The organism is Paraburkholderia nodosa DSM 21604 (assembly GCF_000519185.1).
GTDB classification, from domain to species: domain Bacteria; phylum Pseudomonadota; class Gammaproteobacteria; order Burkholderiales; family Burkholderiaceae; genus Paraburkholderia; species Paraburkholderia nodosa.
The window spans coordinates 1-15541 of the sequence record NZ_JAFA01000022.1 but is presented as its reverse complement, the minus strand read 5'-3'; the positions used below and the strand labels follow the sequence as shown (position 1 = coordinate 15541).

General features: G+C 61.5%; 16 protein-coding genes, 3 pseudogenes and 1 riboswitch. Of the genes and pseudogenes, 7 read left to right on the top strand and 12 right to left on the bottom strand.

The genetic code is table 11. From position 1 onward, the window contains the following. Nucleotides 1–99: 99 nt before the first annotated feature. From A3CW_RS0127415 to A3CW_RS0127405, 3 genes are all read right to left on the bottom strand, one after another. Nucleotides 100–963: a class I SAM-dependent methyltransferase gene (locus tag A3CW_RS0127415; RefSeq protein WP_028206413.1), complete on the bottom strand. Its 864-nt coding sequence runs from the start codon at nucleotides 961–963 to the stop codon at nucleotides 100–102. Nucleotides 964–1101: 138 nt separating this feature from the next. Next, nucleotides 1102–1887, bottom strand: a complete 786-nt coding sequence (locus A3CW_RS0127410; protein ID WP_211254089.1) for an SDR family NAD(P)-dependent oxidoreductase — start codon at nucleotides 1885–1887, stop codon at nucleotides 1102–1104. 174 nt (nucleotides 1888–2061) lie between these two features. Then, nucleotides 2062–2955, bottom strand: coding sequence for an NAD(P)/FAD-dependent oxidoreductase (locus A3CW_RS0127405; protein ID WP_028206411.1), 894 nt, complete (start codon nucleotides 2953–2955; stop codon nucleotides 2062–2064). Between the two features lie 180 nt (nucleotides 2956–3135). Here A3CW_RS0127405 and A3CW_RS0127400 point away from each other — a divergent pair, with 180 nt between their 5' ends. Then, the gene (locus A3CW_RS0127400; RefSeq protein WP_028206410.1) at nucleotides 3136–3768 is read left to right on the top strand and encodes a TetR/AcrR family transcriptional regulator; all 633 of its coding nucleotides are present in this window, start codon (nucleotides 3136–3138) and stop codon (nucleotides 3766–3768) included. Continuing rightward, nucleotides 3756–3877 (top strand): annotated as a pseudogene (locus A3CW_RS52540) (IS5/IS1182 family transposase); the annotation flags it as partial. The gene A3CW_RS0127400 and the pseudogene A3CW_RS52540, both read left to right, overlap by 13 nt. A 401-nt stretch (nucleotides 3878–4278) precedes the next feature. On the opposite strand, the gene A3CW_RS47800 reads toward A3CW_RS52540, so the two are convergent. Continuing rightward, on the bottom strand, nucleotides 4279–4866 hold the full coding sequence (locus A3CW_RS47800) for a TMEM165/GDT1 family protein (protein WP_035514127.1): 588 nt from the start codon (nucleotides 4864–4866) through the stop codon (nucleotides 4279–4281). Between the two features lie 18 nt (nucleotides 4867–4884). Next, nucleotides 4885–5060, bottom strand: a riboswitch (yybP-ykoY riboswitch). 101 nt (nucleotides 5061–5161) lie between these two features. Between A3CW_RS47800 and A3CW_RS0127390 the strand changes: the two genes are divergently transcribed. Genes A3CW_RS0127390 through A3CW_RS51260 form a run of 3 tightly spaced genes read left to right on the top strand, consistent with a single transcriptional unit; the run spans nucleotide 5162 to nucleotide 6944 of the window. Then, nucleotides 5162–5437, top strand: a complete 276-nt coding sequence (locus A3CW_RS0127390) for a metal/formaldehyde-sensitive transcriptional repressor (RefSeq protein ID WP_028206409.1) — start codon at nucleotides 5162–5164, stop codon at nucleotides 5435–5437. A gap of 7 nt (nucleotides 5438–5444) precedes the next feature. Further along, nucleotides 5445–6740 (top strand): CDF family Co(II)/Ni(II) efflux transporter DmeF, encoded by a 1296-nt coding sequence (gene dmeF, locus A3CW_RS0127385; RefSeq protein ID WP_028206408.1) that lies wholly within the window; start codon nucleotides 5445–5447, stop codon nucleotides 6738–6740. Between the two features lie 3 nt (nucleotides 6741–6743). Further along, nucleotides 6744–6944 carry a DUF1289 domain-containing protein gene (locus A3CW_RS51260; RefSeq protein WP_081771837.1) on the top strand — a complete coding sequence of 67 codons (201 nt, stop codon included), beginning with the start codon at nucleotides 6744–6746 and terminating at the stop codon, nucleotides 6942–6944. A 12-nt stretch (nucleotides 6945–6956) separates the two neighbouring features. Here the strand turns inward: A3CW_RS51260 and A3CW_RS0127380 are convergent, their stop codons facing one another. The 6 genes and pseudogenes from A3CW_RS0127380 to A3CW_RS0127360 form a co-directional block, all read right to left on the bottom strand. Next, the gene (locus A3CW_RS0127380; protein WP_028206407.1) at nucleotides 6957–8000 is read right to left on the bottom strand and encodes a YncE family protein; all 1044 of its coding nucleotides are present in this window, start codon (nucleotides 7998–8000) and stop codon (nucleotides 6957–6959) included. Continuing rightward, nucleotides 7997–9238: an MFS transporter gene (locus A3CW_RS0127375; RefSeq protein WP_028206406.1), complete on the bottom strand. Its 1242-nt coding sequence runs from the start codon at nucleotides 9236–9238 to the stop codon at nucleotides 7997–7999. Before A3CW_RS0127375 ends, A3CW_RS0127380 begins: the two co-directional genes overlap by 4 nt. A gap of 60 nt (nucleotides 9239–9298) precedes the next feature. Then, a complete protein-coding gene (locus tag A3CW_RS53965) occupies nucleotides 9299–9502 on the bottom strand; it encodes a Fe-Mn family superoxide dismutase (protein WP_245623756.1) in 204 nt (67 codons plus the stop codon). Nucleotides 9503–9713: 211 nt separating this feature from the next. Continuing rightward, a pseudogene (locus A3CW_RS53960) lies at nucleotides 9714–9953 on the bottom strand (superoxide dismutase); the annotation flags it as partial. Nucleotides 9954–10056: 103 nt separating this feature from the next. Next, entirely contained in the window at nucleotides 10057–11241 is a 1185-nt protein-coding gene (locus A3CW_RS0127365; RefSeq protein WP_028206405.1) for a chromate transporter, read from the bottom strand. After that, nucleotides 11238–12218 (bottom strand): chromate resistance protein ChrB domain-containing protein, encoded by a 981-nt coding sequence (locus A3CW_RS0127360; protein WP_028206404.1) that lies wholly within the window; start codon nucleotides 12216–12218, stop codon nucleotides 11238–11240. The genes A3CW_RS0127365 and A3CW_RS0127360 overlap by 4 nt, the downstream gene beginning before the upstream one ends. Before the next feature lie 250 nt (nucleotides 12219–12468). On the opposite strand from A3CW_RS0127360, the gene A3CW_RS53955 reads away from it, so the two are divergent. Then, nucleotides 12469–12795 (top strand): COG4315 family predicted lipoprotein, encoded by a 327-nt coding sequence (locus A3CW_RS53955; protein WP_245623755.1) that lies wholly within the window; start codon nucleotides 12469–12471, stop codon nucleotides 12793–12795. Here the strand turns inward: A3CW_RS53955 and A3CW_RS0127355 are convergent. Then, a complete protein-coding gene (locus tag A3CW_RS0127355) occupies nucleotides 12781–13935 on the bottom strand; it encodes an NHL repeat-containing protein (RefSeq protein ID WP_028206403.1) in 1155 nt (384 codons plus the stop codon). The genes A3CW_RS53955 and A3CW_RS0127355 overlap by 15 nt on opposite strands. A gap of 257 nt (nucleotides 13936–14192) precedes the next feature. Further along, entirely contained in the window at nucleotides 14193–14936 is a 744-nt protein-coding gene (locus tag A3CW_RS47790; RefSeq protein WP_081771848.1) for a c-type cytochrome, read from the bottom strand. Nucleotides 14937–15387: 451 nt separating this feature from the next. Between A3CW_RS47790 and A3CW_RS52530 the strand changes: the two are divergent. Further along, nucleotides 15388–15541: pseudogene (locus A3CW_RS52530) on the top strand (IS5/IS1182 family transposase); the annotation flags it as partial.

Below are 15541 nucleotides of genomic sequence, written 5' to 3'. Positions count from 1 at the left end.
ACGAACGTCGGCTCGCCTCCTCAGAACGGCCCCTGACTATCTGAGCGGCCAAAGACGCCCCGCTCCACCGAGCGGAGGCGTCTCCCCTGTTAATCCCTGTCAGCTTGCCGGATTGCGTGCCATGACGATCCACGCTGCGCCGTTGATCATCACCGACCGTTCGCCGGGGAGGCCCGCGAAGGCGGCACGAACCGCGGCCGAGGCGCGCGCGCGGATGTCGTCAGGCTTATCAGCGAGCGAGCGCGACAGCGGGCCGACCTCGAGCGTCATCTTCACCGCGTCGTCGATCGCAGCGTCCCGCGTCCCGCCCTCGCCGAACGGGACGGAAGCATCGAAGGGCGCGATAGCGATATCGGTGAAGCCGGCCGCCGTCAGGATGCGTGCCACGCGACCCCGGTCGCCGAACGAGAATGGGCCGGGCGCTTCGGGATCGGGCAGCGCGCTCGGCGGGACGATGCCCTTGAGTGCGCCCATCGGCAGGCGCACCCAATCGTTCTCGGCCGCGCCGCGCCAGCAGACGAAAGCGACCCGCCCGCCCGGCCGCAGCGCGCGTCGCAAATGGACGAACGCCGCTGTCGGATCGTCGAAGAACATCACCCCGAAGCGCGAGAACAGGACGTCGAACGCGCCCTCGGGCAGCTCCGCGCTGCTGGCGTCGGCCACCTGGAACAGGACCGGCGTATCCTGTGGTGCAAGCGCGCGCGCCCGGCCGATCAGCGGTTCGGATATGTCCACGCCCAGCACCTGCCCCCCCGCGCCGACGCGGGCGGCCAGAGCCAGACTCGACGCGCCCGCGCCGCAGCCGACGTCCAGCACGCGCTCACCCGTCATGGGCGAGGCGGCTTCTATCGCGGCCTGGCCGAACACCGCCACCATGGCGTCAAGCCGGGTCTGGTTGGCGACCCAGCGCTCCCCGCTTTGACCATTCCAGTCGCCGACCTGATAGGCATTTTGGTCTGCCATGTCATCTCCTCGTTCCGATTCGTTCTCAACTAGCTCCCCTCTGTTCTAGGCAAAGGGCAGCCGAACCGATGCCAAAGCGCGCATCGCAGTCAGAGCCCCCGCTTGTTCGAGGAACCCCACACGCCAGCGCTCCAGGCGTTAAGCGTCCACTATTCTTTTCAACGTGGCCCTTTGTATTGATCGCGGCGTCAGACGATTTGAAAAGGCTGCCATCTTGTTCGACAGGCCGGCGACCACCATAGCCTTTCCTTGCAACAACGCCCGAACACCGCTCACGGCGACCGGACGAGGTTTCATGGTGAGGAGGCGCAGCAAGGCCGACGTGGTTGCGCCGGCTGCCTCATCGAAGCCCGTCGCAGTGTGCCCCGGGCAGAGAGTGGTAACAACCACGCCATGCGGGCGCAGTTCGTCGTGCACGGCCTCGCCAAGCGCGAGTACATATGCCTTGGTTGCTGCGTAGGCCGCGTAGCTGGGAACCGCTTGGAAGGCCATGAGGCTAGCGACGAGAAGGATGTGTCCAGATCGCCGCTTGGCCATATCGCGGCCGAAGAGATAGGTCAGCTCCGTGAGCGTCGTGATGTTGAGCTGGATCATGTTCGCGGTGCGCTCGATCGGCGTTTCCAATAAGTCGCCGTGCAAGCCGTATCCGGCATTGTTCAACAAGATGTCGACGGTCACCGACCTCGCGTCGAGACTGCATTTCAAGCGGCTGGCCGCGTCCGGCGAGGCAAGATCGATCGCCTCGACCAGCACATGCACCCCGTATTTGCGGCGGAGATCGCGGGCAAGCTTTTCCATCGACTCCTGCCGTCGGGCCGCCAATACGAGATTGACTTTCTGCGCAGCCAGTAGATCTGCGAATTCAAGGCCGAGGCCACTCGACGCCCCGGTGATCAGAGCCCATTTTCCAGCGAAGCTGTTCATTGGTTCTTTCGACATTGTTCTCTTCCTCAACTATTTGATCAGCGAATGGGGCTCAGCCACATTCTCAATCGGAGCACCCGCCTATCCTTTCGATCGGCGACGCTTTCGCGAACCTGTTCGGCCGCCGCATCCAGAAGCGCGTAGTCGATCTCCCCCGGGATGGAATCTGTGCTCTCAAACCACCATCGACTGCTGGGCGAAGATGCCCGCCATCGCGCCCTGCGATGATGCCTGGGTGACCGAGGGCAAGAAGGGTGTGGCGAGGTCGCCAGCGGCGTAGATTCCGGGCATGCTGGTTTGGCGGCGCTCGTCGACCTTGAGGACGATGCCGGTGGGCGTATCGACCGTGGCGAGACCCAGCGATTCATGCAGGCTTGCAGCTGGCTTATTGCGCGGCTGGGCGAACAGGACGTCGACCGCGACGTTGCGGCGGGTATCGAGATTGACGGTGGTGATATGGCCGTTCTGGTGGGCGATCTCGACGATCCGGCCATCGACGAGAGGTATGTTGCGGCGCGCCAGATCGGCCTGGATATCGGGCGCAATGTCATGACCATCGGTGAAGATAGTCAACCTGTCAGTCCAATCGCGGAACAGCCTGGCAGACTGGTACGACTGCGGGCTGGACCAAACGAGGCCCCAATGCTGGCCGGCGACTTCAAAGCCGTCGCAATAGGGGCAGGGCACGATGGACGTGCCCCAGCTTTCGGCAAAGCCCGGAACATCAGGCATCTGGTCGGCGACGCCATAGCTCAGGATCAGGCGGCGCGCGCTTAGGCTTTCGTGATCGTCAGTGACGACGCAGAAGTCGTCGATGGCGCCAGACACGCTCTCGGCCCGGGCATTGACCAGGCTGATCGTTGGATAGCGCGCCAGCTGCTGCCGCGCCTCGACGAGGATGTCCAGCGGCGGCTTGTGATCGTGGCCGAGCAAGCCGTGCGAGTGGCCGGCAAAGCGGTTGCGCGGCCGGCCGGTATCGAGAACGGTGACCTTGCGGCGGGCACGGCCGAGCTGCAGGGCGGCGGCGAGGCCGGCAAAGCTGCCTCCGATGATGATGGCGTCATCCATGCTGATGGGCTCCGTGTTGTGGATGGAGGGGTGGGCTGGGCGTGGTGTGCAATATCGTCCGGCGTCCAAATGAGGTTTCCCCGGGCCGCCGGCGATATCGCCTACCCTTGGCTTGCACATTTCGATACTGCGTGGTATCGTAATTCACTAATTTGAATACTGTCAAGTACCGGAATTGTCGTGACCGAAAATAGCCAGGGCCGGCGCGGCCGGCCCGCCAACGAGGCGCTTCGCCAAACGATCGTCGACGCTGCCTGCGAACTCTTTGTGGAATTGGGTTTTCAAGCGACGACCATGGATAAGGTCGCCCAGCGCGCGAAGATATCCAAGCTCAGCATCTATCGGCACTTCGAGAACAAGGAGGCGCTGTTCAGCGCGGCCATGGTGGCCCGCTGCGATCAATTTGCACCGCAGGCCCTTTCTGAAGGCGTCGACGGTTCGGCCGAAGATCAGCTCATGGCGGTGGGATCATCCCTGCTTCGCACGCTGTTGAGCCCGGACGTCCGCACTGTCGAAGCCATGGTTTTGGCCGACAAGACGAATCAAAAGGCGTTAAGCAAGCTCCATTACGAAGCCGGGCCCGCCCATGTCATCGCCCAAATCGAGGCCGTGTTGCGTCAGTTGCACGCGAAAGCGATTCTGAACGTACCCGATGCTCTCCGGGGCGCCCGCTTGTTTGCAGCGCTTTTCAAAGGCTCCGATCTGCTGCTTATCGCACGCTTCGACGAGGCGAGAGCAAAGGACGACAACGAAATCGAATCCTATTGCCGGTCGGCCGTCGCCATGTTCATCGCCGCGCACGGTGGCATCTAAAGGTGCGCTATCGCGGCCAATGAAGAACACGCAGCAACTGCATACGATGTGCGCCCCGAGCAACCTATGGATGATGCGTGGACAACTGACGCGTGAGGCCATTGCGTGAGCGCAAAAAGCCGTCCGCGCGGGCAGGCAATCGACGCCTTCTTTGTGCCGAACGTCGCGCTGCATTCGAGCCAGGTGCCGCACCGCTTGCACCGCATCGGCTCTATGTTGATGGCTCAGTGCTGCAAAACGAGTTCTGAATACCATCCCTAGGCGTCGCGGAGCACTTACGACCAAGCTTTGACGCACGCGATGACTTCTGTCGATTCCAAAGCAGACCATGACAGTGCGTTGGCGATTGGCTCCTAGGGGTCGACTTCGCCCCCCCATCGGGCGGGCAAGTCGGCCATATCCTGGCATCCGCTTAGGTCAGTGATGAGCCATTCAAAAGACCGCTTGTCCTTTGAAAGCGGTCACTGACCCGTCATTTTGCGCCTCAGGCCGATCACATGCTTCGGTAGGTCAGAACATCGGGTGAGCGTCCGGATACAGCGCTGTTCTGAGTGCAAAACCTCCCAGGACGACAAAAATAATGGCCGCCACGGCGTGTACCGCCTTCGTCGGCAGGCGATCGGCAAACTTGTGCCCGAGGTAAATGACCGGAACGTTGGCGAGCATCATACCCAGCGTCGTCCCGGCAACGACTCCAAGGAACTCGTGAAAGCGGGCGGCCAGGGCAACCGTGACAACCTGCGTCTTGTCGCCCATTTCCGCGAGAAAGAACGTCACTACCGTCGTGCCGAACACGCCCATGTGCCCCTTCGTAACGGCATCGGCCTCGTCAAGCTTGTCAGGAATCAGAATCCAGATGGCCATCAGCGCGAACGACGCGACAACGGCCCAGTTCATGACATGGGGATTAATGACGTTTGCGAGCCACGCTCCCAGCGCACCCGAAAATCCGTGATTGACCAGCGTCGCCACGAAGACACCGAGCACGATCGGAATGGGCTTGCGATAACGCGCCGCAAGAACGAGGGAGAGCAGTTGGGTCTTGTCGCCAATTTCGGCAAGAGCGACCACGCTGGTCGATACGAGGAAGGATTCCATGGGGTTTGTTGTTACCGGGCCGCGCAGTCAACACGCGATGACACACACCCCCGCGACCCGGCCAGGTAGGGATGCACGTCATCGGTCTTGCCAGGCTTGCGCTGCACACGCCATGTCGCCAGTTAGCGGACAAGTATGTTGACGTGCGCCTCCAGACATCGCGCCTGGAGCGGCTACTCCCCGAAGAGTGCCGCGATTATAAAAGCATCGCGCCGTGTCCTGCAAGGATATTTTAGTATACCCCTCCACCCTATTTTGTTAATATACCCCCCTACGCTATAACTGGAGGCGGAGCATGAGCCATACGATTCGCGAAAAACAGAAACTGCTCAACCGGGTACGCCGCATCAAGGGACAGGTCGAGGCCATCGAGCGTGCGCTCGAGGAAGAGCGCGGTTGCATGGACGTGCTGCAGCTCATTACGAGTAGCCGTGGCGCGATGAACGGCCTGCTCGCGGTGGTTCTTGAAGACCATATCCGTACGCACCTCGTCGACGCAGAGCCGCACGACGACGAGAACGGCAGCGGCACGGAGCAACTGATCGAAGTAGTGCACAGCTACTTCAAGTGAGAGAAACATGAGTCAATTCGAGAACGCCGCTTTCGGGGCGGGACACGATCACATCTTTCTGGGCGCAGCCCACGAAGAGAACGAGCGCAGAACCTGGATGGTGATCGCGCTGTGCAGCGCGATGATGGTGGCTGAAATTGTCGGCGGCAGTCTTTTTGGCTCGCTCGCACTCGTCGCCGATGGACTCCACATGTCGACGCACGCCGGCGCAATGCTGATCGCTGCTTTGGCGTATACCTACGCACGCCGGCACGCGGCCGACCCGCGCTTCGTATTCGGGACCGGCAAGCTCGGAGACCTCGCAGGCTTTACCAGCGCCATCGTGCTCGCGATGATTGCGCTGCTGATCGGGTACGAGGCCGTTTCGCGCTTTCTCTCGCCGGTGCCGATCCACTTCGGCCAGGCGATCCCCATCGCGGTGCTTGGCCTGTTGGTCAATCTGGCGAGCGTCTGGCTGCTAAGCGGCGATCATCACGGGCACAGCCACGGACATAGTCACGGGCACGCTCATGGCCACGCGCATGGGCATGAAGACGACCACGGCCACGAAGAAGAGGTGCAACGCATCTTCGGTAGCGCCGGCGTCTTTGCCGTTTCGATCTTCGAAGATGGCGTGCCGCCCGTCTTCCGTATCAAGCCAGAAATGGCTGCTTCGAATCTTGGCGCCGATGTTGTTTCAGTGACGACAATCCGCCCCGATGGCGCGCAGCAAACCTTCGCATTTATCGATCGCGGCGGCTATCTCGAGTCGAAGGACGACATTCCCGAGCCGCATGCCTTCAAGGCCGTCGTCCGCCTGCCTGATGGCGAGCATTCAATCGAGTTCGAAGAACATGAGCACGACCACGTCGACGCGCAGGCTGCCGCGAATCGCGACCACAACATCCGCTCAGCCTACATTCACGTGATTGCAGACGCTGCAGTTTCCGTGCTGGCCATCATCGGCCTGTTGCTGGCCCGCGCGTTTGGCTGGGTCTGGATGGACCCGCTTGCAGGCATAGTTGGCGCGCTTGTCATCGCAAACTGGTCGTGGGGTCTCATGCGCGATACGGGTGGCATCCTGCTCGACATGAACACGGACCGCTGCATGGCCGAGAACGTCCGCCACGTCATCGAAGACAACGGCGACACCGTGCTTGACCTGCATGTGTGGCGCGTAGGCCCAGGGCACATGAGCGCCGTCGTTTCGGTCGCCACAGGTGAAGCACAGCGCAACCCGGGTTTCTATCACGCGGCGCTAAAGCGGTTCAAGGGACTGTCGCATGTGACGGTCGAAGTGAATCCCAACCGGGCCGTAGCCTGAGCCATGGCAGTCAAATCTCCCTGCATCGACCTATGCGCGTTCGATGGCAAGACCGGACTCTGCACTGGCTGCTACCGGACGCGTGAGGAAGCCCGCGGCTGGAAAAAAATGACGGACCACAGGCGTCATCAGATCCTCAATGAAAAATCCCGGCGGCAGGCAAAGCTGGGACGTGAAGCGCCGCAAGCGTCGAAACAGGACTGACCAGGCGCGCCCCTATCGCGGTGCCATGATCCGCAGGACGGGATGCCCGCCGACGTCCTTCAGCGGAAAGTACGCCCGGTGCGTCGCCGCATCGAGACTGACAACGTGTGCATTCGGTCCCACGCGCCCGTCGCCAATCTTCGACACACGGGACGCGTCGACGCTGAACATCGACACGACGCCTGCCTCGCCAGCCACGAAGACCGTGTGCAATGCGGGATCGAACGCCAGGACATCCGGCTCGCCGCCGGTATCGAACGCCGAGACAACCTTCATCGTGTGCATGTCGAGTACCAGCAGGCGATCGTTGTCCTCACAGGCTATCAGCGCGAGGTGCAATTCCGGGACAATCAGCAGTCCGTGATTGCCTTTCGCGCCCGGCAGATCGGTACGGGAAACAATCGTGTTGGTAGTTGGATCAATCTCCACCAACTGGCGTCGCGTCTGCACGTTGACGAAGATGTGTCGCGAAACCGGATCGTATTGCGAATTGCCCACTTCCCCGTCGAGTGGAATTGTCGCAATTCGACGGTTGCCCGGAACATCGATCACCGTCTCCGTTTCTCCGGTCTCATCTGAAACGAACAGTCTGTGTGCATCGGGCGCGTACGCCATGCCGTCCGGATAGATGCCGCCGGGCGCCCGAGCGATGATTTTCAGCGTGCGCTCATCGATCGCGACAACCTCGTTTGTGCCGGTTGCCGACGCATATACGCGCGACAGTTCGGGCACGACCAGCAGGCCATGCACTGATGAGATGCCGGGTATGCGTGCGACGACGCGGGACGCGACTGTGTCGAGAACCAGGACTTCACTGTCCCCCAGGTGCGCGATGAACAGCAGGTGCCGGCTAGGGTCATAGCTTTCATAGTCGAAGCGTGACGATCGACCAGGCAGCGGAACGTCCTCCACCTGCTTCAGTGGCAGATTGCCGGTTACTGCATCATCCGCTCCATGTGCAACACAACTGGCAACGCTACCGGCCACAGTCACGATTGCGAAAAGCACGCCGACGAGCGGCGCCCCGAAGCGATGGTTTGCGCGTTGACATTTCACGATGATCCTCCGTCCGGCCGGATATGACGGAAAGCGGCGAGCACCGCGAGATCGTAGGCAATCTTGAGTGTGCCGCAAGCGATCAGCGGCGCGCCGAGCCATCCCGCTCCGAGCAAGCCACCAGCGATCGTCGGCGCGACCGCCGCCGCGAGACTTCGCGGCACCGCCGTAAAGCTCGCAGCCGCCGGTCGTTCGGGCGGTGTCACCACCGCCATTACATAGGCACTCCGGGTCGGCACATCGAGCTGCGACAGCGCACTGCGCGCGAGCAACAGCACCAGGGTTAGCGGCAACGATGGCGCGAAGGCGGCGGCGATGAGGCACACACTCGACGGAATGTGAGTGAACACCATGGTGTTGAGCAGGCCGATCCTTCGCGCGATCGGTGCGGCGGCCAGTTGTGAGCCTGCACTGAGCAGCCCCGACCAGAAAAAGAACTGTCCTGCTGACGCGAGCGAAAGGCCAAAGCGCTGGATCAGCCACAGCGTCAGCAGCGAGTTCACGAGCAGTCCGCCTGCAAACGCGTCCACGCTGAACAGCAACGCGAGACGTGTGACGATCGCGCGCGACGGGCCGAGCGGCGCCCGGGCAGTTGCCGCGTGCGCCTTCCGCTTTGGCAGCCGGAGATACAGCAGGAAGACGACGAAGCCCGTTATTGCGTAGACGATGAACATCGCGCGCATGGCGAAGAGCGCGGAAACGCCAGCATGCGCCGCAAGCCAGTCCGGGAGCCCGGCGAGCAGCGCGCCGAGTGCCGCCGAGAGCCCGCCCACGAGGCTGTAGCGCGCGAAGAGCGCAGTTCGGGTGTCGCCCTTCGCTGATTCCGCAAGGCGCGCGTGCTCGAGCGGTAAAAAGAGGCTGACGTCATCCGAACTCGGGTTGAGAGTGCCGACAAACGCCACCACGAGCAGCGGCCATAGTGACGACAGGAAACCAAACGCCAGACCGGTTGCCGCCATCAGGGCTGCAGCGAAGAGCAGCAGTGCACGCTGCGGGTAACGGCTACCCAGCAGGCCGACAACAATCGTCGCAGCGGCCGAGCCGAGCAGTGTGGCGGTGCCGATCAGGCCAACCGTGAGTTTCCCGAAACCAAGCGACAGAAGATAGGCTGGCAGCAGCACGGCGACAAAGCCGTCGCAGATTCCGCGCAGACTCCGCGCGGCGAGCAGCAGCCACGCGCTTCGGTCCACGCCCGCAGGCGGGAGCAGGATCGACAGTGCCGCCCTGGCCGGAGTCATCGCAATACCCTGTTTTTCGCCTCGACGTTACGCCACACGCTTGCTTCCCGCACGCGGGCATCAGGCTGAGGCGCGTGACGGCATCGCCGCCTGTAGTCTCATTGCAGCGTTATCCCAGTTGATGATGCTCAATAGCTGGTTGACATACTCGTTGCGGCGGTTCTGATACTTCAGGTAGTAGGCATGCTCGAAAACATCGAGGACCAGGATCGGCTGGATGCCCCAGGCCGTGAGTTTCTGGTGGTTCTCGCACTGGAGGATCATGAGCTTTCCCGTCGCCGGGAGGTATCCGACGATGCCCCACTTCCGTAGCAATGGTCGCTGCAATGAGCTGCGCCTTGAACTTCTCGTACGAGCCAAAGTTGCTCTCGATCACTTTTGCCAGATCACCCTTCGGCTCACCACCCTTGCCCGAAATGCTTGTCCAGTAAATCGTGTGCAGGATGTGGCTGGACAGCTGATAGGCCAGTTCCTTGGAATGGAACTTCACCAGCGCGAAGTCGCCGGTCTCGCGTGCCCTGGCGAGCCCCTCCTCTGCCTTGTTCGCTGCTGCGGCGGCGGGCTTGTGATGGAAGTTGTAGTGGAGTTCCACCGTGCGGGCATCAATGACCGGCTCGAGCGCATCAAAGGCAAACGGCAGTGGTGAGGCAGCATACTTGCCGTCCGCATTGACGAGTCTGTCGACATAGCCCGGTACGCTGGCCGCCCGGACCATTTGCACCTGAGCCAGCATCATGCCTGCACCGACAGCGGCAGAATCGTGCAGAAAGGTACGTCGCGATTTCATGTGCAATCCTCGCAGTTATCCCGCACGGTGGTTACCAGGCGTGCAGATGGAGAAGCGGATAGAGGGCAAGGCCAATCAGAGCGGCTGCGACGACGATCACGGGCTCTGGAAGTTTCCTGAAGCGCCACAGCAGCAGCACGGCTGCGAGTGCGATCAGCGCGGTTGGCCAGTCGATGACCGAACGCCTGGCAATGACGACGACCGAACCGGTAATTGCCCCTACGGCAGCAGCGGTAATGCCATCGACAAACGCCTTCACAGCAGGCAGCCGCCCATACTTCTTGAAGTACGGTGCGGGCAACACAGTGAACAGGTAACACGGCAGAAAGGTGCCGAGCGCGGCGACGCAGGCACCGGCCAGTCCCGCAACCAGATAGCCGATGAAACCTACGGTGATGACGACCGGCCCCGGCGTAATCATCGCGACGGCCACTGCATCGACGAACTGTTTGTCGTTGAGCCAGTGGTGCTCGGTCACGACGCCGCCGTAGAGAAACGGCACGATCGCCAGACCCGAGCCGAACACGAACGCACCCGCCTTCGTGAAGAAAAGACCAATCTGGCCGAGCAACGGGAGATCCAGTCCGCTGAAGACACCAGCAAGTGCAGGCGCCTGGGTCACTGCTAACGCGTTGAGCCCGCCTTTACCCAGCCATCGAGGCGGCGACCGGCGCAGCCAGTTGACGACGCCGCCCGTGATGAAGAGCCACGCGATTTCGGACTCTGTGGCAACCGTCACTACCGCGAGGCTCAGGTAGATGATCCAGAGCAGCCGGTCTGAGCCGAGCGTCTTTGTTGTCAGCTTGTACGCGCTCATCGCGATGATGCCGACTACCGCCGCACCTACGCCATAGAAAACCGCCTGCATCCACGACAGCCCACCGAAATGCGCGTAGGCCCAGCCTAGCGCGACGACCATCAGGAACGAAGGCAGCACGAAGGCGAGCCCCGCGACCGTCGCACCCAGAAGACGGTAGTGCACAAAGCCGAGATAGATGCCGAGCTGCGCGGCAAGCGGGCCGGGCATCATCTGCGCGAGTGCCAGCCCTTCGCGGTAGTCCGCGTCCGTAATCCAGCCGCGCTGCTCGACCAGATCGCGGCGCATGTAGCCGACGAGCGCTACCGGTCCACCGAACCCGACCGTACCGAGCTTCAGCATATAGAGCGCCATCTGGCCAAGCGTGTAGCCGGGCACGTGTGCGGTCGTCGTGCTCATGGACGCCGTCCCGTGTCGCCGCCTTTTTCGCTGGCCACGAAATGCGTGTACATCGAGTCGAGCACCGGGCTCATCGCGGCGAGTAGCTGGTCGTCGTCTGGTGCACGCTCCCGGGTGCCGGCCATAATTGCTTCGAACCCGATGGCTTCCGGCACGCTCGCACCGCCCACGTCGAGCGCGTGAACCATCGCGCCGAGCCGCAGAAGCGCCGGGTCCGAGTCCAGGCCGAAGCTCGCCAGCAGCACTTCGAACGTGACGCGTTCTCCCACATGGGTAAAGCTGGCGCCGTCGAAATCGAAGCCGAGCGCGTCGGCGGGACAGGCGTCGGGCGACGTCAGCCAGATGAAGCGGGCGTCGCGGTCGATGAAACGACGAATCACCCATGCGCTCGCCACCCGGTCGACCCACATGCGCCTGCGGGTCGCCCAGGTCCGCCCCTGATAGTCCTCAACGGATAACGAGCGGATTGCGCGGTTTGCCGCATGCGGCTCGCCAGGCGACAAAACCGTGTCGACGTGCGACACAAAATCCTGCCAGGCGGCTTCGGCACGCGTGGCCGTTTCGCCCGGGAAGAAGTCGATTCCGACGACTGTTTCGTAATCCTTGCGCAAGCGCCGCAACACCTTTGTCAACTCGGCGGCGGACTGGCCCGAAACTGTCTTGCGGGCATCGGCTAGCGTGCGGATGAGGCTGTCGTATTCGTCGGCGCGATCAAACAGCGCGCGAAATTCCGCTTCCTGCGACGCGTCCAGGCTGGGCGCACGCAGCAGGTGAGCCGTGCCGCCGCTCTCGCCAATCGCAACCGAAAGCTCGCGCAGCATCCGCTCGCGCTCTTCCGTGTACGGCAACAGATAGATGCCGTCGCGCAGCACGGCGCACCCCCTCGCCTTGAGTGCGCGCCAGAAGCGCATGCGTGCGGTCGCGTTTTCGGTGGGCAGCGTCAGTACGAGAACTGACCAGGTCGACAATGTTTCCATGTAGACTATGCTACTTGTACGTAGCGCTATCTACAAGTCAACTTTTGAGCATCCCGCGCGACCTGATTACGTGCGGCAACCATGGGTGCCTGGTTGCCCCACTGCCGCGTTCGGTGCACGGGTACAAAGGATGGTGGCCCTATCGGATCCGCCACAAGCTGATCGCCAGCAAGGGCCGACGCAGTCCGAAACACACGTGCCGCACGAGCGTCGACTGGTGGCTCCTCACGGTCAGTGACGGCGAGCATCAATGGACCTGCAAGGGCCGTCCCTTTTTCGCTTCGCGCAGGACAAACAACCTGTTCAGATGAACGGCGACGGATTCAAGGGAATGTGGCATTCCGTGAAGCCGCGAAGGCCGCACGAAAATGTTCCCGGTAGCCCCGCCCCGACGCATTGGGCTAGCGTCACGCGGTCAGCTGAGGCGCAGCGCCCGACCGCGCGTGCCAGGCGTGAGTGCGTGAGGTGGATAACTATCCCGCCCAAACCGGAGTTCGCGCTCATGCACACATTCGTCGCGCGGAGTGAGCAACGATGGCTTGGGCGGGCGTTCTGTGTTTGCTTAGTGATTGTCTGACCGCAATGTCCAGACCGTCGCCGAATTTGTGGTGTCGTCGACCGCGGCAAATTGCAGGTGGTGCTTGCTATCAAAGCCGAATGCAAGACCGAACGCCGAGCCCTGCGCAGGGTCGACGGACATTTGCGCAACGAATTCTCCGTTAACGGTGAACTCGACGATCTCACTCGGTTGCTGCGGGTCGGGATTGACTGCGTCGCCGTTCGCAGTAACGAGATGTCCGTTCGGTGCCAGTGCCAGTGCAAGCGGCCCGTGGAGGTGTTTGTTGTCCTGGTAAATCATCCGGCCGACCCCACCACTATGATTCGCGGCGGCAGCGCCGTAGACAGCGAACACCGCATTGTCACCTGTCGAAGCGACGTAGAGTACGTCATGTTGCGCGTCGTATGCGAGCCCGGTCGGACCGACAACAAGTGCAGCTGGATCGCTGCGGTGCATGTAGCCAGACGCAATGATGGTCGAGCTTGGCAGCACCTGCACGCCGTTCGCGCTGATCGCGAGATCGATCCGCGCGACCGTTCCATTCAACACATCCGAGACGAAGACTCTGGCGAATTGCCCCGCGTCGATCACGGCGAGATCCCATGGACCATCGAGTAGGTTAGGATCTTTCAGTTCCTTGACAAGGCCGCCCTGCGGATTGATGACGAGCAGCGAGCCTGGCGCGACGATGGTCTTGCCATCCGTAGTCGGTACATTACCCACCAGCACGAAGCCGCTTCTTAGAACTGCAAGTGCCGTTGTGAGGCCGAGGTTGTGTCCTTCGAAGAAGGTCACGGGATTGCTGTTAGGTACGAGCTTGACGATTGTCGTGCCAGTGCCCTGCAGATTCGACTGCGCATTGAAATTCGATACCACCACATCGCCGGGTTGGAGTGTGCTCCAGGACGGCACGCCAACCGGAACGAACGCGATACCGTACGGATTGAGATCACCGTTGGCTGGAACCGTCGATGCGTTCACGGACTGTGGTGGCAGAATCGCCTCCTGCGCACCGGCCCAGGCAGTTCCCAACGATAACGCCAGGAGACCGGTTCCACACACTGTACGACGCACAAAGCGGATTACGGGTGCTACTCTCGCCAGCCCGATGAAGCCAGTGTATGAACTGAATGCAGACAACGATCGCGAAGCTTCCATTTGACACCTCCAACTCGCGCAAACGACCTGAGCCGCCAGGACGAGTCGCGCAGCCACGGCGCTGCATTGCATCGCGCGACCCACATCCTGCGTAAACGAACGGGTACCTCGATTATTCCCGACGGGTTGTGTCGTCTGTGTGATGCTTAAAGCCGTGCTATCTCAATTGCGCCGCCTGGCTTTGCGATGGGCTTCGAACCGGACGATGTGATCGCACTGGAATAACGCCATGTTGTTTGCCATTCACCGTGATCGTGTCATTCGTGGGCAGATTCCGCCCCGCCGGCACCCTGATCAGCCGGTATCGCAACTGGAGCCGTCGACGATTCGAGGAAAGCCGCCACCGCGTGCATGTCCTGCTCCGTCAGGTTTACGCAGATTGCATTCATCACCTCGCCGCGCGGCCTCTGTCCCGCGTGCTGAAAGACCACCAGTTGCTTCTCTATGTAGTCTGCGTGCTGCCCAGCCAGGCGCGGAAACTCGCCTGCCCCTTCGCCATGTGCACCGTGGCAGGCGCTGCATGCCGGCACACCCTTGTCCGGTATACCGGACACGAAAATCGTCTTGCCGTGATCAACGAGTCGAGGATCTCCGAGGCCGCCCGCTGGTGGCGGACGGCTCGAAAAGTACACGGCAAGCTGTTCAATCTGCGCATCGCTGAGATGTGTGAATCCCCACATGTATCTTTTCGCGTTAGGATCGGACCGGAGATGGGCCCTGAAGTCCGTCAACTGATTGACCAGATACTCCCTCTGCTGACCGGCAAGTTTGGGAAACGTGGGCGACACGGAAACGCCGTTCACACCGTGGCAGTTCGAGCACACCTGCAATGCAATTGTCCTGCCCGCAACTGCGGGATCGTCGATCCTCCTGGAATGCTCGATGTCGTGACAACCGGCGTCGGTCAGCAATGTGGCGAGCAGGATCCATCGTGACACCCCTTTCACTTTGCCAGGATCAAGACGACATCCCCTGAATTTTCCCGGACTAAGATATGGCATGGTTTTCACAGATCCCCCTGGATGGCCAGCGACGGGAATAAAGCCATGAGCGATGCTGCTTCAGTCTGAAAGAAAGCGCGGCAAGACACGTCACCAATACGCCGCCCAGAGGTAAACAAACAGCGTGTCGTTGTCGCTCGCATTGCGCCCGAGTCCGTCGTAATTCGAACGCGCGCCAAGATACTTCGTGAAGTGTGTGTATTGCAGACCGATCCGGATATTCTGGACAGGAATCCAGAATATCTCGGGGGTCCAGCCTTGCGTCGCTGGAGAAAAATTCGCACTGCCCGGATACGCGACACTGTCGCGGCTCCCGGTCACGTTAAAGAGTCGGCCTTGAACAATCCGCGAAGGCTTATGCGGCAAGGCTCCGAGGCCGAAATAGCATTGTGGGATTTGCAGAGACCTGGCATATTGATGCCGAAATCCTGCAAATCCTGACGAGGTGCGGATGGGTCCGAAGACGCCTGTGACAGAGGGAGATTTCTTCCGGCAGCCCCTGCGTGAGCAGATCAACCTGAAACATCCGCTGGTGCGGCTGGCTGACCTGATCAACTGGAATCGGCTGGGCATGGCGATGAGCGAGAGCTTCGTGTCGCGCAAGG